Genomic DNA, 21,584 nt, shown 5'->3' on the forward strand with positions numbered 1-21,584 from the left:
GTACCCATTACGAAACACGTCTGCTGGCTATGAAAACACTACTCTTGTCGATTGGGCTGCTCGGGGCTTTGCACCTTACAGGGCTCGCTCAGAAAGTGCCGCCTGCCCCGGTTGGGGTGCAGCTATACAGTTTCCGGAATCAATTTGCCAAAGACGTCCCCGGTACGATGGCCAAAGTCCGGGAGATGGGCTTTCGGGAGGTGGAACTGGCCGGTACGTACGGGCTATCGAACACCGAATTCAAAAAACTGCTGGATCAGAACGGACTGAAAGCGATCAGTACCGGAGCCGCCTTCGAACGGCTCGAAACCGACGTCCCCGGCATTATCCGGGAGGCAAAAGAATTTGGTGCCCGGTACGTCTCGTGCGCCTGGATTCCGCATCCCGGCGACTCGTTTACCCAATTCGACGCCGACCGGGCTGTGGAAGTATTTAACACGGCGGGTAAACTGCTGGCCCAAAATGGCCTTTCGTTTTGCTACCATATTCACGGGTACGAGTTCCAGAAACGGCCCGACGGCAGCACCTATTTCGATTATCTCGCCAAAAACCTCGACCCCAAATACGTCAATTTCGAACTCGATGTGTTTTGGGCCAAAATGCCCGGCGAAGACCCGGTAGCCCTGCTACAGAAATACCCCAAACGGTTTTTGCTGTCGCACCTGAAAGACCGGAAACCCGGTACCCCCGGCGCTCAGAACGGCCGGGCCGATGTGGAAACCAACGTAACGCTGGGGCAGGGCGATATTGGCATTGCCGAATTTATGAAAGCCGCCCGCAAAGCTGGTGTCCGCCATCATTTTATCGAAGACGAATCGTCGCGGTCGATGGAGCAGGTACCGCAGAGTATCGCTTTTTTGCGAGCGAATAAATAAGGGAAGGAGGAAGGGAGAAGGGAACGCAAGCGTGTCGTTGCCCCTTTTTCCCTTCTCCTTTCCTCCTTTTTCCCCTTCCTCTTTTATTGCACCGATTGCATGACCTGAGCGAAGTAAAAAACCCGGCCGCTACCGATATCCTCAATCGACCAGCCTTCACGCCGGGCTACCTCAAACAGTCGCTTCGAGACTTCGGATAGGTAGACATTGTAGCCGCGCCGACGAAGAGCATTTTTTACCAGTACCGCCGTTGTACATCCCTGAGCCAGGATAAGCGTTGTGGCCGTCATACGCACGGCCTGCCGTGTGAGTTTTTGCTGGGTAATATTCACTGTTTCTGTTCGATTTATGAACAAAGAAAGCTCCCCCAGACCGTAACCTTTTTACGTACTCCCTCCCGGCGAAAACTTTTTTTTTCAATTCGTCCAGACGCTTATGCTCCCCTACTCCTCCTCGGCTGGCGCCCGATTGTCGGGCGCCTTTCCGGTCAGTTCGGCGAGTAATTCGTGCACATTGACCGTGGCAAAACTGCTGGCATAGTCCGACATGGCGTACGGGATAATCAGATCATCGCCGTTGATGAGCCCTCCGCAACTATACACCACGTTGGGCACGTAGCCTTCACGCTCATTTTCGTCGGGGCTCAGAATAGGCTCCGTAGTGCGGCCAAGCACCCGGCAGGGGTCGTTCAGGTCGAGCAGAAACGCGCCAATCGCGTACTTACGCATGGGTCCAACGCCATGACTCAGCACCAGCCACCCCGCTTCGGTCTCAATCGGCGACCCGCAATTGCCCAATTGCACATACTCCCACGGATACGTTGGTTTCAGCAGCAGCTCTTTGGTTTGCCAGAAATACAGATCGTCGGAAAACATGATGTAGATGTTCTCCCCGTCCTGCCGCGAAATCATCACATATTTGCCGTTGATCTTGCGCGGAAACAGGGCCATCCCCTTATTCGACACCTCGGCCCCGTTGAGCGTACTGACCGTAAACGACAGGAAGTCCTTTGTTTCCAACAATTGCGGGAACGTAACCCGGCCGTTGTAGGCCGTGTAGGTAGCGTAATACGTCACCTCACCGTTGTCATCAACAAAACTGACAAAACGAGCATCCTCAATACCGTTGGTCTCGTTAGGCGACGACGGGAAAATACAGCGCTCATCGAGTTGCTGATCGTCGTCAAAGTGAAGCTTGTAGTTGGAACGGGCCAACGCCAGAATCGCACTCGAAATGGTTTCGTACTCGGCATTGTAGCGGTACTGAGTGGTCAGACGCTTGGTAAAATCTTCCAGGTCATCGAGCGTAAAGTCGTCGCCCATGGCACCCATAATCCGCTCCGAAATACTGTTGACCAGCCGCAACTCGTACAGTTTCCGCTCAAACTGGGCTTTGTTGAAATGCTGGTTCGGCTCAATTTCGGGCGAGGTCACGTAGCGCGAGGGCTTCCGCAACACAATTTTACTTTTTTCGTCGATGTACCCCATCCGAAACGAAATCGACGACACGTGCCCCTCACCCGTAGCCCGCAGGCTGATAATGAACCGCTTATAGCCGGGCGGCACATTGGTCTGATCGGGGTGCCAGATCATGGACGGGTTGAACAATGCGGCCGATTCGAGCGAATACTCCATCGTAAAGTAGGCCCCCAGCAAGAGCTTGCGCTCGGTGGTGAGGGGCTCATCGGTCAGCAGATTACCTTTTATCTGCTCAAATCGTTTGAGCAGAAACCGCTCCAGCCGATGGTGCCGATTACCAAATTCACGAATGACCTCTTCCAGTTTGAGGGTCACCTCGTCTTCGGTCAGTGAACTGACACGGGCAACAATCTTCAGCGTCCGATTGCTGCTTCCGAGGTCGAACGACCGAAACAAAACGCGGGTGGGATCAGGCCGGAGCACAATTCCGGTACGAGTGGCTTTAACGCTCATAATGTATAGAAACTACTTTGCCCTAAACGCAAAAAACAAGACGATATTGACGTCTTGTTTTTTTATCTATGGAGTAGCTCAATCGTTAGGGATTGAGCAATGCAGTCAGCGAATTATCAAGTTGCCGGGCACCCGCCCTTTGGCGACCAGCCGCCTGAAGTTCGGCCAGTGCCAGCAGGTACGACAAGGTCGACTCGGCGCCCTGGTTCAGGTTGACGCGGTCGGTATGCAGGCCATCACAACACCCACCCGTGCGGGTGTCGTAGAGTGGCAAGCCCAGATCGTTATGCCCCGTAAACCAGCGAAAAATCCGCAAAGCCCGGTTGTACCACATTTCGTCGCCGGTTTTACGATAAGCCGCCAGACACGCCGACACCATACTCTGCGATTCCAGCGGCTGTTGGTCGAAATAGGCGCGGGTTTCGCCTTTCACGTAAAACCCGTTGGAACCAATAGGCTGAAAATGGCCCGTTTTGGGCGCTGTTTGCACTTTCACGAGCCAGCGAAGGGCTTTGAGCCCAATGTCGGACAGCGCCGGTTCGTCGGCCAGCACCAGGGCGTGGGCCAGCTTGGCATTGTCGTAGCTGAGGGTATTTTCAAACCAGGGCCACTCGTCGGTAGCGGTAGCGGCAAAACACCGGTTCAGCTTATCGAGCAACTGCTGTTGAATAGTTTTGGCCAGCCGGTCGTTGCGGAATCGTTTCTGATACTCGTGGATACCCAGCAAGGCAAATGCCCAGGCCCTGGGTGAGGTCATGGCCGGAATCGTTGGCAGGGCCGATTCCATAATCCGCATGGCCCAGATAGTCAGGTTAGGATTGGTGGAGCGCCCCAAACAGGTGCCCACCGCCCAGATAGCCCGGCCGCTGCTATCGTCGGAGCCGACTTCTTCGAGCCAGGTCCGGTCGTAACTCATGAAATTGCGAAACTGCTGCTTATCGGCATTGTACGCATGGTTCAGAAACGCCGAGTACGTATCGGTTAGCTGATGCAGGCGGGTATCGTTGGCGTACGTATCCGTTTGGGTCAGCATCAGGGTCAGAATAAGCGCCCGGGCCACATCGTCGGTGCAATAACCTTCCTCGTAAAAAGGCAGGTGGTACCGGGCATGCTGAATGATACCCGTCGAATCGCTCAGGCGAAACAGGTGATCGAGCTTGAGCGCCGGCAACTGAAACGAGCCACTCACGCTTGTTTCGTACGGCAACTGGTTGGTGAAGGCGCGCATCCGTTCGTAGCGGGCCCGCGCAAAGCTATCGCCGTAGAGACCAATAACCCGCTCCCAGGTCATCTCGCGCCCCAGCAGGTACGCGCGCTTGCGCATCGAGTGCCGCATGGGCGAATCGGTGAGCAGGTTGATGATCGCATCGGCCAGTGCGCCGGAGTTGTTGAACGGCACCAGCACCCCCCGCCCGTCGGCCAGTAGTTCGCTTGCATGCCAGTAGGGCGTCGAAACCACGGCCCGCCCACCGCCAAACGCGTACGAAAGCGTACCCGAGGTAATCTGGGCTTCGTTGAGGTAAGGTGTCACGTAAATATCGGCGGCCCCGAGGTATTCGAGCAGGTCGTGCTGCTCCACAAACTGATTGTAAAACCGTACATGATCGCCCACGCCCAGGTCTTCGGCCATTTGTTTCAGCTTGTCGCGGTAGGCCTCGCCCTCGTGCCGAATCAGGTGCGGGTGCGTAGCGCCGAGCACCATGTACACCGCATCCGGAAAACGCTCCACAATCCGGGGCATCGCCTGAATCATGTTTTCGATTCCCTTATTGGGCGACAACAGCCCGAAGGTCAGCAGGGTGCACTTCGACTCCATACCGAACCGATCTTTGTAAAAATGCGGATCAACAAACGGATGATCGGGAATGCCGTGTGGAATCAGGTCTATTTTTTCGGCGGGTACGTCGTAGATGTTGATCAAAAAGTCGCGCCCCCGTTCCGACATACACACGACCCGCGCCGACAGGTCGGCAATGCTTTTGAGTACCAGCATCTGTTCTTCGCTCGGGCTTTGCAGAATGGTGTGGAAAGTGGTCACAACCGGCATGTTCAGGTTGCGCAACAGGGTCAGGATATAACTCCCGGCGGGTCCGCCAAAAATGCCGTACTCGTGTTGGAGACAGACAACCTCCGTGGTTTTGGAATTGAGAAACTCAGCCGCTTTCCGGTACGAGTCCTGATCGTGCTGATAAAACTCGTAACGCACCTCCGAGGGGTAGTCGTACCCTTCAAGTGTGTCATTGACCGACACCACAATAGGTCTGGATTCGGGTATGAATGAGGCATACGATTGATACAGATCGGCCGTAAACGTGGCGATTCCGCACTGTCGGGGCAGGTAATCGCCGATAAACGCTACATTTTTGGGCGCGGCCGGTGCACCGGTGGGGTCCCACGGTTTGTTTGTATAATCGCTTGATTGCATTCCGTTGAGTCGTAAATAAGGCTTGAACACTAGGGATACTCTACTAACAATTAAGTGGCTACAAAGGCCAATTGTTTGCTACCGGGCGGCAAAGAATGGCAAATCTGAGCCAGAGGTACGCGGATGATTTCGATTGGCACACGGATGACACAGATTGAATGGATTTCCGCAGATTTGTGAGTATTCGCGAACATCTGCCCAATCTGTGGAAATCAGCGTTCCAATTCATCCTCGTACATCCACCCAATACCCGTAATCCGCGTGCCCACTAATCTGCGTACATCCGCCAAATCCGCATCATTTGCGTGCCAATTGAAATCATCCGCGTGCCCATTCATCCGTCGTTAAAAGAAAAAAGCCGGAGCAAAGCCCCGGCCCTTTCGTGCGACACCAATATGAAATTAAAAGAAGGGTTTAGCGATCGTAGTTGGTATTCTGCGGATCAAAGTTGGTCCAGCCAGTCAGCCAGTTTTCGGTACCGTTGAAAGCACCCCGGTAGGCAGCCGCTGTAAAGAATGAATCGGCCAGTTTGCCTCCCGTAGCCGCGTTACCTGTTACCAGCAGCGCCGAGCTGGCAGGCGGCAGGAAGTTGGGCGCCGTCAGGTTAAACGACTGTGCATTGAGCAGAGCCGCAATGTCCGACGAAGCCACAATCGTGTTTTTCTTAGCGGCTGTGTTGAAAAACGTGGTAGCCACATCGTTGGTGATGGCACCGGCACCCCGCACGGCTGTGAGCGAGTTGGCTACCGTGACTGCCTGCACATCCAGAGCACCGCTATTGGCGTTGGCCAGTGTACCGGTCGTCGTTCCGTCGAGCCGCAGCCCTTCGGGGTACCCAACAAACACCGAGTTGAACACACTGATGGCCGTGTTCCGGCGTAGGTGCATGGCCGACTGGTACGCTCCGCTGCCACCCGTTCCAGAAGTCGATGCGTTGCTTGGCGTGCCGTTGGTCACAAAAGCGCTGATGTTGACAAAAACAGGCTGTGTGAGCGGCAAACCGTTGTTAGGCGTCAGGGCAACCCCACCCGCGTTTTCACCCGAATTGAAGTTGTCCGATTCAAAGCAGTTCGAACCCGACTGATCGGCTACCTGCGGGTCGCGCAGCGATACACCGAACTGAACCTTCCCGGTATACCCCCAATCGGTATCAAAGTCATCGTCGAAACCCCGGTAGGCCACCAGATATTTGGCGTTAACCGTTCCGCCAAACCACTCGAACGAGTCGTCGCCACTGTACGACACCTGCACGTGGTCGATGGTCGTGCCTGAGCCTACACCGTACAACGTCAGGCCATTGATTTCACTGTTCGATTCGTTGGTCAGAGCAATACCGCCAAACTCAATCCGTACATACCGGAGCGTGCCCGAGTTGTCGGCAGGCTCGTTGAGGGCGTTCAAGGCCCGGCCAATGCCCCCTTCGGCCTGTTGGCTCGCCGGGCGGTTGTGTGGCGCTTTACCGATCAGAACAATACCGCCCCAGTCGCCGTATTTCCGTGAACCAGCGGGCTTGTTCGACGTAAACACAATAGGTTGCTGAGCCGTACCAGCCGCTTCAAGCTTGGCTCCCTGCTCAACAATGAGGGTACCGCCCCGCTTCGCACCGGTTGGGTCGTCATCAACGCCACCACCTTTGACCACCGTTCCCGGCTGAATAGTCAGCGTAGCGCCGGGGCTCACGTACACAAAGCCACGTAGCAGGTACACGTTGTTGCTGGTCCAGGTGGTATTGGCCGAAATAGAGCCTGCTACCGAAACCACGGGTTTAGCACTGATGGTGAACGCCGGGCCCTGAGCCGTAGCGCCGTTGGCGGCCACCGTCACGGGCGACCCTGCATTGGCGGGGACTGTGACCACAAGTTGGGTCGATGTGGCCGTAAGCACCGTGGCCGGTACCGTACCAAACGTCACCGTATTACTGGCGGGCGTGGTGCCAAAGTTGGTACCCGAAATGGTGACGGTTGTACCAGCCGGAGCCGACGTTGGGCTGATTCCGGTAACGCTGAGTATTGGCTCCGGGGTATCGTTATTGTCGCAGGCAGTCATCAGACCGAACAGAGCAAGTACGAGCAGACAAAGGCTACCCCACCGAAAAGAATGGTTCATAATCAGGCAATTTGGTTATTTATGCACGCGTCAGTTAGTAAGCTCTTATGGCACCACCGTGCGCCGACCGAAGGTGTACACCCCCGTCAGCGTGAAATACTGTCCCCGACGGAACTGCCGGAACACCTGATCGGCGCCGACGGTCTGTGAGGTCAGATCGCGACCGATCCGGCCATCGCCGTTGAAATCCTGGGCAAAGCGGGTGGCCTGATTCAGAAGATCCTGAATACCGAGCCGCACCTCCAGCTTTTGGTCGAACGTCTTGCTGATGTTCAGATCGATGGCGTGCCGGGGGAGTTCGTAAATGGTTGGGTTGTTGCGGGTTCCCACGGCGAAAATCCGGGGGCCGTACACGTTATAAAGCACGTTCCACTGCAACCCGCCCGCCGGGGCCTGATAATACACCCCCGCGTTGAACAGGTACGGCGACTGATTGGCCAGCGGGCGCTGCCGGTCGGCCAGGTCTTTGAGCGGCACATCGACCACGGTAGCCGTAGCGTCCGGGGCCCGCACAAAGTCGCCCAGACTTACGCGGCTGTTGATGAGCGAGCCATTGGCCACCAGCTGAATATTTTGCAAAAACGCGCTGGATGAATTCGTAAAGCCTTTCCGAACCTCTACCTCAACCCCGTAGTTGCGGGCCGATGGCGCGTTGATAAACGTGTAGTTGAAACCGTTGCCAGTAGGCAGCAGGAAGCTTTCGATCGGGTTGGTAAAGTGTTTGTAGAAACCTGTTACCGATACCAGTTCGTTGGCCGAGGGGTAGAACTCCCACTTGGCGTCGATATTCTGAATGGTGGCCGTAGTCAGTTCAGTATTGCCCGTCACAACGGCCAGCAAGTTGAAGTCGAAGTACTGGAAAGGAGCCAGTTCGCGGAGTTCGGGGCGGTTTACCGTAGCTGAGTACGCCAGCCGGAGACTGTGCTTGTCGGTTAGCTTGTGCGTCAGGTTAACCGATGGCAGCGGGCTGAAAATGCCCCGATTTACCAGTTTCTGTTCAACACCCCGCCGGTCGATTTGCAGGCCCTGCACGTTGTACTCGGCGCGCATACCGAGCGTCACGTTGGTCCGCGCGCCCATGTTGAGGTCGCCACTCACGTAAGCCGCTCCGTAGGTATTTTGCCCCCGGTACGAGTCCAGATCCGAGGTGCCATCCTGCAACGAGAAGCCACCCGGCTGCCCGTTTACGTTGGCAGGTGCGAAAATGGTTTCGATGGGTTGCTGCTGCACCATAGTACCGTCTGTTGACGACATACCGGGAATACTGTTGTAGCCGTAGAACCGGGCTGAGTAGTTTCGCGAGCGCTGTTCGGCGTAGATACCCGCCCGCAAGTGGCCCGGCTCCCGGTTGGTGGGGTTGCCGAGTGTCCGGTCGAAATTACCCACCAGCGTGAGGGTCTGCTCGTTGAGCTTTGAGTAAAACCGCCCCACATCGATTGGGTTCGGGGCCAGGGGCGTCACGAGGGTGTAGGTGCCGTTTTCGCCACTGCCGAGCGGAGCCTGAAACCTGGCGCGCTTCCAATCGGGCTCCCAACGGCCCGAGTAGCCGTATCCGGCAATCCAGTTGAGCTTGGTCAGGTCGTTCAGCTGGTGATCACCGGCCAGTTGGGTGGTGGCAATGGTGCGGTTTTCGAACCGCTGCGAGTAGCTGCGGATGTCGGTGTTTGAGTCGAAGTTTTGCCCCTGACGTACCACGGTTTCCTGGTTACCCAGCTGGTTGAACAGCGTTTTCCATTCCAGCGTAAACATGGGCGAGAAACGCGCCGACCAGTTGTGCAGCAAACCAAGCCGGGCTTGCCGGGCATAACTTACATCGTTGTACTGCTGGTTGACGGCGTTGGCCACAGCCCCATTTTCATAGACCCGGAAATCAATATCGGTGAGCTGATTGGTCAGGCTGTAGTTCAGGCTGGTGAGGTTGCTCAGTTGCACATTGCCCACATCGAACCGGCGGCCGGTATTCAGCGCAAACCGGACGTCGGGCATCGCCGTTACGTTCTGAAGGCCCCACGAGTTGGGCAACAACCGGGCGTAGGCCGCCCGCTGTGCCGAACCAAGCGCGTTGAAATCGGCCGAACGTGTCGGGAAACTGGTTGGAATTGTTTGGTTGGGCGACCACAGACCAAGGGCACTCAGGGCTCCCCGCGAGTGGGTCTGTACAGCCTGTCCGGTTGTACCGGCGCGGTAACCCAGGGTGAAACCTGCGTCGATGAAGTTGTTCGTAGGCCGACGCTTGGTGTAAATATTGACCACACCACCGGCAAAATCGCCGGGTAGCGAAGCCGCCCCCGACTTGTAGACAATCATTCGGTCGAGGATGTTGCTCGGAATAATATCGAATGAAAACGACCGGGTTTCGACCTCGGTTGAGGGGGCTATCACGTCGTTGATGAGCACGGCATTGTAGCGCGAGCCCAGCCCCCGGATCAGCACAAAGCGGTTGTCAAGGATACTCACCCCCGGCACCCGCCGAATAGCAGCCGCGGCATCCCGATCCTGTGATTTCTGAATCTGCTGGGCCGAAATACCCACCGCGATGGGTTTCAACTGTTTGATTTCGGTAATTACGGCAACCTCGGTATTGGTAGTCCGGCCCGCTTTTACCACAACCTCCTGCAGGTTTTTACCTTCTTCCTGCAATTCGGTATCGATCTGCGTCGTGTTACCCGACTCAACCCGCACGTTCGGAATTTCGGAGGTTACGTAGGATACATACGATACAATCAGCTTGTGCGTAGCAGCCGGCACGTTGGCAATCGTAAAATTGCCTTCAATATCGGTGGCAGCCCCCATCGTGGTTCCGTCGATCCGAACGGTACAGCCAATGAGGGCCTCTTTCGTTTTGGCATCCTTCACCGATCCGCGAATGACGCCCGTTTGCGCCAGCGCGGCCGGAAGGCCGATTAGTGAGAAGAAGAAAACAAGTAGCGTTGCGCGTTTCATATTGGTATGTCGTAATTGACGGCGCAAAACTATCCTGTCAATATTACGCCAATATGAAGCCAGCGTTACCGATGGGTTATGTTTACCCCAAAGGCATTAGGCCAATGTTAACAAACCGCCCACACGCCAGCGCAAGGGCAGTACTCAACGCCTAAAAAGGCCGTATGGGCCTCCAGAAAGGCCTTTTTAGGTATGACCTCCGTAATATTCGGGTAATCTGACGACCCTCTCTGGTTGGTGCCGAAGGGCCTATCCAGGCTGGGCCAGGAGGTGTTTTATCCCCCTTTTGGGTTAATCAATCCGGCTAAAACGACGGGCTTCCGTACCAGTCCCTACCGCAAAGCCGTATCCGTTTACAAACACATAGCGGATCTGATCGCCTTGCTTGAGCAGAAACGTGGGCACCTGCCCCAACGCCAGCGGAGCCGCAGGCAACTCGCCCTCAGCCAGAATATGCACTGGCTCCTGGGGCAACCCCCGGTACGGGTCGGTAAGGTCGATACCGCCTACCCGAAACACCACCGTACCGGCTTGCCGCAGGTCGGTCAGGTTGAGGTTGGCCAGATCGGCCACCGACCCGAGTGTGTCGGGGTACACCCCGGCGGGCACCAGATCCAGACCAGTCGCGTCGATTTCGGTTAAGCCGTAAAACGTCGACAAGTCGCCGAGGTCTTCAATCGTACTCTCGTACCGAAAATCACGGGCTCCGTCGGTGTTTTCTTCGTACTGATTCAGGGCCACGTCCATTACGGTCCGGACGCCATCGCGCACAACGCCCACGTTGCGAATCAGAACGTCGAACAGCAAACGGCCATTTTCGGGAATAGCCGCGTAGTCGGCGGGCTGTTCGGTCGCATAGCTACCGGTCGCAATGGCGTTGAGCGCCGACAGAATCGCCACAAAATTCAGCCGCCGGATCGCCATTTTCTCGGTATCGCCCTTGTATCCACCCGACTCGATCAACACAAGCGTAGTACCCCACTTTTGAATATTATCGCCAAAAGCGCGGGGCTCAAACTCGTCATCGAACCGGGCAACCTGCCCCGGAATCAGCGGTTGCAGCACCCGGTTAAGACCCGCTATCAGTTGCATGGAGCGCAGCCGCACCTCGTTTATGGTGCGGTCTTCGTCGTAGGCCGTTGCCAGAAACGACATCACGGCCTGCCGGCCCGAATGGCCCACACTGTAGCGCGGATTCTGATCGTGCAGGTTGAACCCCACCAACGGCCGGAGCGTCTGTTGCAGCGACTTAAGCAGCACCGACTCAGGCGATTGCAGCCGCAGGGCATCGCGGTTCATGTCGATATCGAGCGCCGTTCGGCGTTGCCAGCGTTCGGCCCCGTCGGGGTTGAGCATGGGCACGGCATGGATAGTCAGCCGGGTCAGAAGATGCTCCCGCAGGGCGTCGAACGCATCGCCCGAAGCGGTCAGGAAATTGAATATATCAAACAGGGCCATGGTAGCCGTAGCCTCGTCGCCATGCATTTGCGACCAAAGCAGTACCGGAATAGCCCCGGTTCCGGCCTGCACTTTCCGAATACAGCGTTTCTCCGTCGACTCCCCTACTGTCTCGACCGACAGTAACCCGGTTACCGGCAACCGATCCAGCAGGGGCTGAATATCGGCGTGTTTGAAACGCCGGTGCGTGAGCAACGGCTCCTGAAAAGCCGGGTACGCATCGAATAGTTGGCGGGCCAGAGCCACATCAGAGGCAAGCGGAGACAAAGCAGACATACGCAAAACAACAGATATAGGCCCAAAATTAGCCGTTTGGGACCATACACCGGGCTTCTGCCCGATCGGTTGCGAAAACATTCGGGCAGGTCTTGCGCTTTTGTTAACAATTTGGTAACATTGACATAACATTTGCGTAATCTGGCCCCGGCCCCAAACCGAACGTACCATGAACCAACTGCTGCTCTTCTCGCTGATTCTCACGACAGGCTCAATCATGGCAAAGCCCCGCGACATCAAACGCCCGGCCGCCCAACCAGCCGAGTTGACGCAACAGGTGGCCTCATACGTGACGTACCCGGCTGTACTGGGCGAGCGCAACCGCGAGGGAATCGTAGTGGTTACGTTTAGCGTCAGCGAAGAGCAGCGGGTAGCCAAATTGCAGGTGCATTCGGCCAATCAGCAGCTCAACGACGATATTACGCGGCAACTGGTGGGCAAAAAAATCCGGTTGGCCGACCCTAATCCGTTCGAAACATACACCGTCCGATTGAGGTTTGTGAGGTAACTCACCTCTCATTCATGACACAACCCCTTTCGGTCGTCTGGCTTCGGCGCGACCTACGGCTACACGACAACGCGGCTTTATACCACGCCCTCACATCGGGGCGGCCCGTGCTTCCCGTATTTATTTTTGATCGTACCATTCTGGATGCCCTCGACGACCGGCAAGACCGACGGGTGGAGTTTATTCATCAGCAAATCGAGGAGCTTCAGAACGAACTGGCCCGCATGGGATCAGGCATGGTGGTTCGGTACGGCACACCACTGAGCGTTTGGCAGGAGCTATTGCAGGAATACCCCATTGAGGAAGTATTCACCAATCACGATTACGAAGTCTACGCCAAAGAGCGCGATGCTCAGATAGCGGGCCTGCTCGCCGAAGCTGGCATTCCGTTCACTACGGCTAAAGACACCGCCATTTTCGACCACAACGAGGTACTGACCGGGGGCCAAACGCCCTATACTGTGTTTACGCCCTACAGCCGCCGGTGGCACGATAAGCTGAACGATTTTTACCTGAAATCGTACCCTACAGAAACGTATTTCAATCATTTCGTCAAAGTGCCCAATCGGATGCCAGTGCCCTCCCTGGCCGACATGAACTTCGCCCCGCTCGGTGAGTCGTTTCCGGCCATGACCGTGTCGGACTCGCTACTCCAGCACTACAAAGACACCCGCGACCTGCCCGCCAAACCCGGCACCAGCGAACTGAGTATTCACCTGCGCTTTGGCACCATCAGTATCCGCGACCTGGCCCGGCAGGCCCGTGAGAGCGGCTCCGCCACTTTCCTGAACGAGCTGTGCTGGCGCGACTTTTATTTTCAGGTACTGCACCATTTCCCGCACGTGGAGAAGCAGTCGTTCCGGCGCGAATACGACAATATTCCCTGGCGAAACAACGAAGAAGAGTTTGAAAAATGGTGCCGGGGCGAAACCGGCTACCCGCTCGTGGATGCGGGTATGCGCCAACTCAACACCATCGGCTGGATGCACAACCGGGTACGGATGGTTACGGCCAGCTTTTTGTGCAAACATCTGCTCATCGACTGGCGGTGGGGCGAGGCTTATTTTGCCCGCAAACTCCGCGACTACGACCTCTCGGCCAACAACGGGGGCTGGCAATGGGCCGCCGGCTCAGGAACCGACGCAGCCCCCTACTTCCGGGTTTTTAACCCTACGGCGCAAGCCGAAAAATTCGATCCCAAAGGCGAGTACATCCGCAAGTGGGTCCCCGAGTTTAACAGCCTGCGTTACACCCGGCCCATGGTCGATCATGCCATGGCCCGGCAACGAGCCATTGACACCTACAAACGGGGATTAAAGGGGGAGGGAAAAGAGTAACGAAAAAAGGAGGAAGGGAGAAGGGAAAAAGAGAAGGGTTGCCGGCCTTACGACCTTTTTTCCCTTTACTCCTTTTTCCCTTCTCCTTCCCTCCCTTTTTATTGCACCTTCCAGCTCACTTCCCAGTCAGGTTTGGGAGCTTTCGGGATTGAAATGCCAGCCAGGCCCGTTCGGGGGTTCATGGCTAAGAGTGTCACGGGAACCACCGCGTTCGATACCGATGATACGAGCTTGGTAGCACGCAGGTAAACCATACCGCGCGCATCCACATCGTCGACCAGCGCATAGAGCACATCGCCCGCCCGGAATTCGTCTTCGCCGATGGTAATATCCTGCGTGAGTTTAAAGGACCAGCGTTCGCCCAGTTTGGCCTTACCAGCTTTGAGCAGCCGGGCCGATACATCGCCGGTGAAGCCCGCCCCCTCGGCGGGTGTGTTTGTGGCCAGCAGGCGCACCAGCACACTGTCCATCACCACCGACTCGGGCCGGTTGCCAACCACTGCAAATGGATCATTGCCAACAGGCGTGCCGCTCAGTTCGGGTTCGGTATCGCGGAGCCAGCCCATTTCGCGGGCTTGCGCCCGTTCGCGCTCGTAAGGGTTACCAATCGACGCCATCAGGCCGCTATCGGCCATGCCTGCATAGTAATTGGCCCGATTAAACAGTTCTTTCATGGCCAGAATCCGGTACAGATAATACCCGGTTTCCTCGTTCAGCGTCAGGGCATAATAGTCGCGGTGACCGGCTCGGCGCATTTTGTTCTGAAGCATGCCGATACCGCCATTGTAGGCTGCGGCTACGAGTGTCCACGAACCAAGCTTGTTGTACAGAAACTTGATATAGCGAGCCGCAGCCTCGGTTGATTTCCGCAGATCTTTGCGCTCGTCTACCGGGCCGTTGATTTTCAGACCCATGTCTTTGGCCGTTTCATCCATAAACTGCCAGTAGCCCACCGCGCCCGCCGTCGACACAGCATCGGCTTTCCAGTTGCTCTCAATCAGGGGCAGGTATTTAAAATCGTTGGGGACTTTATGCCGGGCCAGAATCGGCTCAATAATAGCAAAATAAGGCGCGGATCGTTGTTTCAGGCCATTTACGTGCCGCAAATACCCCCCGCTACTCGCCAGCGTTACGGCCAGCTTCATCGAAACATCGGCCTGCTCGGTTGGCACCATCTCACCGCTGAAATGCATACGCCCGGCCAGGGTCGGCGTGGAGCGTACTCGTTGGGCGTGAACTGTCGAAAATACAAAAACAAGCTCTAAAAGAATACTCGTTGACAGCCAGTTATAAATTCCTTTACTGTGTTTTATCACAAGCGATCCGTTTGGTTGACTATAGACCCAACGAAAACAACCCGCTTTCCGGTATAGTTCGGTCCGTTGGGACCGTAGCCTAAATGAAGCGCCGGTACGGCCCAATCTACAGGATTTTCCAGGTCGAAATCCAGCCCGCTTTCACCTGTTCCATATCGGGCAGGCTGATTCCGATTCGACCCGTCGATGCATCTACTGCCGATAAACCCAGCGTGTACGTCTGCCGGTTTTCGAGCGAAAACAGTTTGTCGGCCCGCAGAAAAACTTTATTTGTTTTCGGGTCAATATCTTCCACGACAGCGTACAAAATATCGCCCTGCTCCACGGGTCGGCCGTCGGCCATACCGTCGCGGGTGAGGTGAAACACCCATATTTGGCCACGCTGCAACGTACCAGCCTCAGCCAGCCGGGCTTTTATCCCACCCCGAAACACATCGGCCGCATTAGGCAAAGGCAGATCCTGCTGCCGGTTGGCGGGGGCGGCCTGTTTCGCCCCCATCGACTCGGCCACGGCTGCCCGCGTCACGTCGGTTATGAACGATTCTGTAATCAGCTCCTGCTCAGGCACGATTTCAGGGCTTACATTGGGCAAGGGTTCGCTCAGGGTACGCCATACCTGCGGAGGCAACACCAGCCGGTAGCACTGATAATTACCAAAAAGCTCTTTAAACGCCAGAATTCGGTAGAGGTACTTACCCGTTTCGGCATTGAGCCGGAGGTAATAATAATCCCGTTCGCCCTGTCGCCGGATACTCGCCAGCAGATTCCCGATACCGTTGTTGTAGGCAGCGGCCGCCAGCGTCCACGACCCCAGCCGATTGTAGAGGTACCGTAGATATCGGCAGGCTGCGTCGGTCGATTTCAGAAGGTGCTGCCGTTCGTCGTTGGTGCCGCGCACGGTAAGGCCCAGCTCGCGGGCCGTAGCGGGCATAAGCTGCCAATAGCCCATAGCCCCCGCCGGCGAGAGTGCCCGGCTCCGCAGGGCACTCTCGACCAAAGGCAGGTATTTAAAATCGGCCGGGATTTTATAGCGCTCAAGAATGGGCTCAATCAGCGGGAAGAACGTAGAAGCCCGTTGCCGGATGGTGTAGAGCGTCCGGTTGTAATGGGTGTTCTGCACCAGGGCCGACACCAACCGGCGGGCTACAGCCTCTTCATGTACCGGTACGGCTTCGCCACAAAAGTAGACGGGCGGCAGGTTCGCCCAGGCCGATTTATCATCCAGCAACGCCGTGGAGCGCCCTGCTACATCGGTAATTGCATACACGAGCCGCATACCGGTCAAACAGACCAGCATCAACACCACTACCAATCGTCTCATCGTTACGGCAGATCCTTTTTCTTTTTATGGATTAAGGTTACTCTACTAATTTAGACGACGAAATAGACTACCCGTAACCGCATCTGGCGCGGGCACCTCTGCCACAAACGCAAAAAGCACGCAGCAAACGCGGGAATGGCCTATTTTAGACGGATTTAAATTCCGTTAAGAGTGCCAGATGCGTTAACTGCGTGCTTTAATAACGAGCCGGATGGCTTAAATCCACTCCATTTCGTGAACCGGTCGCAACCCCTCGCCTTCCTGATATTGCAGGTAACGGGGCCGCCGGAACCGAATAGCCATAATGGCCAGAAGCCGGGTAACAGGGAAGTGAGCCTGATGCCCCTGCAAATCCGTATTGGCTTCGGGGTACAGGGCCTGCGCCAGAATCCGTTCAAACTCCGAAGGCGACTCAAGCGACTTGTCGGGGCGCGGACCCCAGGTCGGGTTCACCGGCGCACCACTGTCCATGTCTGATTCGAGCGGCTCGGGCTCCGTAGGGATCAGCTCATTACCATTCCGCACCATGTTGAGCGGAACCGGTTTGATAAACCGGGGCAATGGCTTGGTGAGCCGGGCCACGGCCGACTTCGACAGGAGCAGTTCGTACTGTTTGGGATTCGAGATCAGCTCTTTGTACGCCAGAATCCGAAACAGGTAATGACTGGTTTCGCGGTGCAGGCTCAGCTTGAAATAGTTTTTCTGCCGCTGTTGCTGCATCCGCGACTGCACATGCCCCAGTCCGCCGTTGTAGGCAGCCGCTACCAGCGACCACGACCCCAGCTGCCGGTACAATTGGTGCAGGTAATGGCAAACCGCTACGGTTGCCTTGCGGAGGTCGTAGCGTTCATCCACGTTGCCATCAACGCGCAAACCCAGTTCGCGGGCGGTTTCGGGCATAAGCTGCCAGTAACCCGATGCCCCACGGGGCGACACACAGTCGTTGACCAGTTCGCTTTCGGCCAGGGGGAGGTACCGAAAATCGCGGGGGATTCGGTACTTGCGGAGGATGGGGTCGATAATGGGGAAAAAGGAGGTAGCGCGCTGCCGTACATCGTACAGACAGTCGTCTTTGCTACTAAACCCGCGCAGGGTTTGAATCCACCGACGCCAGACACCCGGCTGACCTACGGGCACTTCTTCGCCACAGAAATAAACCGGAAAAACCCGGTTTGCCGAGTCCACGCTGAGCAGGGTTGGATTGTCCAGATTCCGGCCCGAAAACGTAGTACGCGATGTGTCGAATAAGGTGGCAGCAAGCTTGGCAGGTACCGCTCCAGCAACTGATTTCCCGGTTGCCAAAAGCAGTGAGATACTAATTTCCTTGATCAAAGCAGTCGTATTTGTTGAGGTTCATTCAGACGACAAAACCCGTCACTAAGTAACGGGTTAGTCAATAACTATAGTACGAATATAGCTGATAATCTGCAGGAACCCTAATCCGTAACCCCGGAATTATCCAACGGCCTTGGCAAAAACAGGATTTTTCATATCTCCATCAAAGCCGCTGTGAGCCTTATTTTATCGTAACTAAAACGCCCGCCCAAGTGCTCGTAGACGGGTTTTGCGCTGTTATTATCGAAGCCAATCAGGTTGATGGCTTCTTCGATTTCAGCCCGCTCGGCGGAGGTAATCATACCTTCCAGATCAATGCTGTAACCAGACCGGCGCAGGTACAACAAATGGCTCAAAACGGTTTGCGTAGTCACCTGCCGCTCGGCCGCAATCTCCTCCATCGAGTAGCCTTTTTCGTAGAGTTCGAGCGTCACCAGATGGGTCGATCCGCGCAGGTTGTTACCCTCGCGGGCCTGCCCCCCGCACGTAGCCCGTGATCACGTCGAGGAACCGACGGCCAAACAGTTGCAGTTTGCGCTCGCCCACCCCGCTTACATTGCGCAGGCCGTCGGGCGTGGTTGGGCGTTGACGGGCCATATCTTCGAGCGTGGTATCGGTGAAGATAACGTACGGTGGTACGTTCTGCTCGTCGGCCACCTGCTTGCGGAGGGTACGTAGCTGCTCAAACAGGTCATCTTTAGCCTGTTGATTTTTAGCCTTGGGTTTCTCAACCACCGGTTTGAGCACATCTTCGGGCCGGACGAGCTCAATTTTACGTCCTTCGAACAGAACGGCATCGCCCAGAATTCCCTTCTTGAGCGCGTAATGCTGATCGTACGCAATCTCGATGACCCCAATATTGATCAGTTGGTGCAGGTAACTCCGCCACTCATCGAACTTGAGGTCTTTACCCGCGCCGTAGGTTTTTACCTTATCGTACCCGTATTGCAACACCGTTTGGCTCCGGGAGCCGCGCAAAATGTCAATCAGCAAGTTCATAGGTACTCGTTCCTGCACCCGCACGATGGCCGACAGCGCTTTTTGGGCCAGAATTGTCCCGTCGAAGGTGACCCGTGGGTTACGGCATACATCGCAGTTACCGCAGGGTTCGGTGAGTTCTTCGGAAAAGTAGCTGAGCAAAATCCGCCGACGGCAGGTATGTGCATCGGCATATTGCTGCATCCGTTCGAGCTTGGCGAGCTGAACCCCCAAATTGGCGGGCTTGGCTTCGCTCAGCATGTCTTTGTACGTAGCTACGTCGGCAAAACTATAGAAGAGCACCGTGTCGGCGGGGCTACCGTCGCGGCCGGCCCGCCCGATTTCCTGGTAGAATCCCTCCATGTTTTTGGGCATGTTGTAGTGGATCACCCACCGCACATTCGACTTGTCGATCCCCATTCCGAAGGCAATGGTGGCGCACATGATGCGGATGTCGTCTTTCAGAAACATCTCCTGCACCATGCTCCGCTCCGAATTGCTCATGCCGGCGTGGTAAAAACCCGCCATCAGGCCTTTCTCCTGCAATTTGGCCGCCAGGTTTTCGGTGGCCTTTCGGCTGAGGCAGTAGATAATGCCGGAGGTGTCGGGTTTCATTTGCAACAGCCGGACAATCTGTTGCAACCGGTTGGTACCCGGCAATACCTGAAGGCTTAGGTTGGGGCGGTTAAACGAAGCCACAAACACCTGCGGGTCTACCATGCCGAGCCGGGTGGCAATGTCCTGCCGGGTGAGTTTATCGGCGGTGGCCGTCAGGGCAATCATCGGAATAGCCGGAAACTGCGCCCGCAGGGCATGTAGTTGCGTGTATTCCGGGCGGAAATCGTGCCCCCACGACGAAATACAGTGCGCTTCGTCGATAGCAAACAGCGACAGGTTGAGCTGTTGTAAAAAGATAAAAAACGACTCGCTCAGCAGTTTTTCGGGCGAGGTGTACAACAGTTTGATTTTTCCGGCGAGGCAATCGTCTTCAATTTGGCGTTGTTCGCGGGCCGATTGGGTGCTGTTGAGGTAAACAGCGGCCACCCCGTTGAGCTGAAGGGCCTCCACCTGATCTTTCATGAGCGCAATCAGGGGCGAGACCACCACCGTGATTCCCGGCAGCATAATCGCCGGAATCTGAAAACACACCGACTTCCCGCCCCCGGTAGGCATGAGCACCACGGTATCCTTACCGGCCAGCACCGACTGAATGATAGCCTCCTGCATGGGCCGGAAATGGTCGTAACCATAATACCTCTTCAGAAAAGCAACGGGGCTGCCATCAGTCGGGCTGCGGTCTGTGGGGGTATTATTGGCTGTATTGAGCGGCTCAAACGGGGCGTCGGCAAGCATGGGCACGTAACGGGTATAAATTCAAATTTACGTAAATTCTGCCTCTTTTTCTGTTGCATTAGTGATTTTCTACCCATATTACCGTCTCAAGTGCTAAACCTTTATTCTAACTCAAAACCATTGCATTACCATGAAAAACAGTGTGGCATTACTCGCATTTGTGTTGAGCGTACTGGTAGCGTTTAACAGCCCGGCTCAGGACGAAAAGCCGAAGAAAGAGAAGGCTAAAAAAGAGGCTAAAGCTGAGAAGAAAGAGAAAAAGGAAGCCAAGGAAGACAAAAAAGAAGCTAAGGCCGATAAGAAAAAAGCTAAAGACGAAGGCGATAAAGTAGCGAAGAAAGAGGCTAAAGAAGACAAGAAAGCCGCCAAGGCTGACAAGGCCGACGCTAAAGCCGACAAGAAGGAAGCCAAAGAAGACAAAAAAGCGGCCAAGGCCGACGACAAAGCCGATAAGAAAGCCGCGAAAGCCGACGATAAGGCTATGGCCAAGGCTGACAAGAAGGTAGCCAAAGCTAAAGAAGAAAAAGCCAGCCCCGCCGATTACAAAGCCCCGGTTGACCGTAGCCAGAAAGGCCCCAATGGCGAACCCGTGTACACCGGCCCCCGGGGTGGTAAGTACTACATCAATAAAAACGGCAACAAAACATACCTGAGCAGCCTGCGCGACTAAGCATCAGGTTGGTACGTACTCCAAAACGGGTTGGTGTAGCACGGTTTGTCCGGCTTACACCAACCCGTTTTATGTTCAGAGCCAGCCCGCCGGATCGGGGCATAGTTCCAGAAACCGCGCCCGGTCGGAGAGCGAACACACACCGGGAAAATCACCCCGATTACCGAGCATATCGGTCATGAGCTGAAAATGCAGGTGAGGGGGCCAATCGCCGTTTTCGGGAAAGGGGCCAATCTCGGCCAGTTTATCGCCTGCCCGGAAGACCTTGCCTTCGTACAACCCCTCCAGCGACGCCCTTGAGAGGTGACCGTACAGACTGAATACGGGTGCACCGGCCACATCATGTTGCAAAATGATGGTGGGTCCGTAGTCGCCGAAATTGGCGTTGTCGGCAAAGCTATGCACAACACCCGCTTTGGGGGCATATACGGGCGTACCCGCTTCGGCCCACAGGTCGATGCCGAGATGAATTTCGCGGGGTTCGGCCTGTACGTCGCCGAAGTGAGCACTCCGGCGGTAAATGACCCGGTGCTCGTTGTACCCGCCAATGCCTACCTGCGCCCCGGCTGCCCGTAATTTGCCAAACACGTACTCGCTGAACACGGCGGTATTGGTCAGGTCGAGGCCCGAACCCGGCAGCAGGTCGGGGTTGGTTCCCGAAAAGTCGAGCGGTAAAGCTCGGGATAGATCAAACGGAAGAATAGTGGCCATGCCAGATTTCATACCCAAAATTCGGAAAAGAAGGACAGGGT

Annotated in this window: 14 protein-coding genes and 1 pseudogene; 4 read left to right on the top strand and 11 right to left on the bottom strand. The window is 55.8% G+C overall.

Going from position 1 to position 21,584, the window contains the following annotated elements; genetic code table 11:
• Positions 1–29: 29 nt before the first annotated feature.
• Positions 30–875, top strand: a complete 846-nt coding sequence (locus RUDLU_RS0112120) for a sugar phosphate isomerase/epimerase family protein (protein WP_019988657.1) — start codon at positions 30–32, stop codon at positions 873–875.
• A gap of 83 nt (positions 876–958) precedes the next feature.
• Here the strand turns inward: RUDLU_RS0112120 and RUDLU_RS0112125 are convergent, their stop codons facing one another.
• From RUDLU_RS0112125 to RUDLU_RS0112150, 6 genes are all read right to left on the bottom strand, one after another.
• Positions 959–1,207, bottom strand: coding sequence for a hypothetical protein (locus RUDLU_RS0112125; protein WP_019988658.1), 249 nt, complete (start codon positions 1,205–1,207; stop codon positions 959–961).
• A gap of 111 nt (positions 1,208–1,318) precedes the next feature.
• Entirely contained in the window at positions 1,319–2,806 is a 1,488-nt protein-coding gene (locus tag RUDLU_RS0112130; RefSeq protein ID WP_019988659.1) for a glycoside hydrolase family 130 protein, read from the bottom strand.
• An 85-nt stretch (positions 2,807–2,891) separates the two neighbouring features.
• The gene (locus RUDLU_RS0112135) at positions 2,892–5,231 is read right to left on the bottom strand and encodes a glycosyltransferase family 4 protein (RefSeq protein WP_019988660.1); all 2,340 of its coding nucleotides are present in this window, start codon (positions 5,229–5,231) and stop codon (positions 2,892–2,894) included.
• Between the two features lie 414 nt (positions 5,232–5,645).
• A complete protein-coding gene (locus RUDLU_RS0112140) occupies positions 5,646–7,337 on the bottom strand; it encodes an IPT/TIG domain-containing protein (protein WP_019988661.1) in 1,692 nt (563 codons plus the stop codon).
• A gap of 45 nt (positions 7,338–7,382) precedes the next feature.
• Positions 7,383–10,280, bottom strand: coding sequence for a TonB-dependent receptor (locus RUDLU_RS0112145; RefSeq protein WP_019988662.1), 2,898 nt, complete (start codon positions 10,278–10,280; stop codon positions 7,383–7,385).
• A 291-nt stretch (positions 10,281–10,571) separates the two neighbouring features.
• A complete protein-coding gene (locus RUDLU_RS0112150; protein ID WP_019988663.1) occupies positions 10,572–12,014 on the bottom strand; it encodes a M14 family zinc carboxypeptidase in 1,443 nt (480 codons plus the stop codon).
• Positions 12,015–12,183: 169 nt separating this feature from the next.
• On the opposite strand from RUDLU_RS0112150, the gene RUDLU_RS27385 reads away from it, so the two are divergent.
• Positions 12,184–12,522 (top strand): hypothetical protein, encoded by a 339-nt coding sequence (locus RUDLU_RS27385; RefSeq protein WP_019988664.1) that lies wholly within the window; start codon positions 12,184–12,186, stop codon positions 12,520–12,522.
• A 14-nt stretch (positions 12,523–12,536) separates the two neighbouring features.
• On the top strand, positions 12,537–13,859 hold the full coding sequence (locus tag RUDLU_RS0112160) for a cryptochrome/photolyase family protein (RefSeq protein ID WP_019988665.1): 1,323 nt from the start codon (positions 12,537–12,539) through the stop codon (positions 13,857–13,859).
• Positions 13,860–13,957: 98 nt separating this feature from the next.
• Here the strand turns inward: RUDLU_RS0112160 and RUDLU_RS0112165 are convergent, their stop codons facing one another.
• The 4 genes and pseudogenes from RUDLU_RS0112165 to recQ all read right to left on the bottom strand — a co-directional run bounded on the left by RUDLU_RS0112165 (position 13,958) and on the right by recQ (position 20,162).
• On the bottom strand, positions 13,958–15,052 hold the full coding sequence (locus RUDLU_RS0112165; RefSeq protein ID WP_019988666.1) for a lytic transglycosylase domain-containing protein: 1,095 nt from the start codon (positions 15,050–15,052) through the stop codon (positions 13,958–13,960).
• A gap of 229 nt (positions 15,053–15,281) precedes the next feature.
• Positions 15,282–16,487: a lytic transglycosylase domain-containing protein gene (locus RUDLU_RS0112170; protein ID WP_019988667.1), complete on the bottom strand. Its 1,206-nt coding sequence runs from the start codon at positions 16,485–16,487 to the stop codon at positions 15,282–15,284.
• 225 nt (positions 16,488–16,712) lie between these two features.
• Positions 16,713–17,828 carry a lytic transglycosylase domain-containing protein gene (locus RUDLU_RS0112175; protein WP_019988668.1) on the bottom strand — a complete coding sequence of 372 codons (1,116 nt, stop codon included), beginning with the start codon at positions 17,826–17,828 and terminating at the stop codon, positions 16,713–16,715.
• A 155-nt stretch (positions 17,829–17,983) separates the two neighbouring features.
• Positions 17,984–20,162 (bottom strand): annotated as a pseudogene (recQ, locus tag RUDLU_RS27390) (DNA helicase RecQ).
• 130 nt (positions 20,163–20,292) lie between these two features.
• On the opposite strand from recQ, the gene RUDLU_RS0112185 reads away from it, so the two are divergent.
• Complete coding sequence (locus tag RUDLU_RS0112185) at positions 20,293–20,832, top strand: hypothetical protein (protein WP_019988669.1); 540 nt, start codon at positions 20,293–20,295, stop codon at positions 20,830–20,832.
• A 75-nt stretch (positions 20,833–20,907) separates the two neighbouring features.
• Here the strand turns inward: RUDLU_RS0112185 and RUDLU_RS0112190 are convergent, their stop codons facing one another.
• Complete coding sequence (locus RUDLU_RS0112190) at positions 20,908–21,555, bottom strand: peptidoglycan DD-metalloendopeptidase family protein (protein WP_019988670.1); 648 nt, start codon at positions 21,553–21,555, stop codon at positions 20,908–20,910.
• Positions 21,556–21,584 lie beyond the last annotated feature (29 nt).

The organism is Rudanella lutea DSM 19387 (genome assembly GCF_000383955.1).
In the GTDB taxonomy this organism is placed as follows: domain Bacteria; phylum Bacteroidota; class Bacteroidia; order Cytophagales; family Spirosomataceae; genus Rudanella; species Rudanella lutea.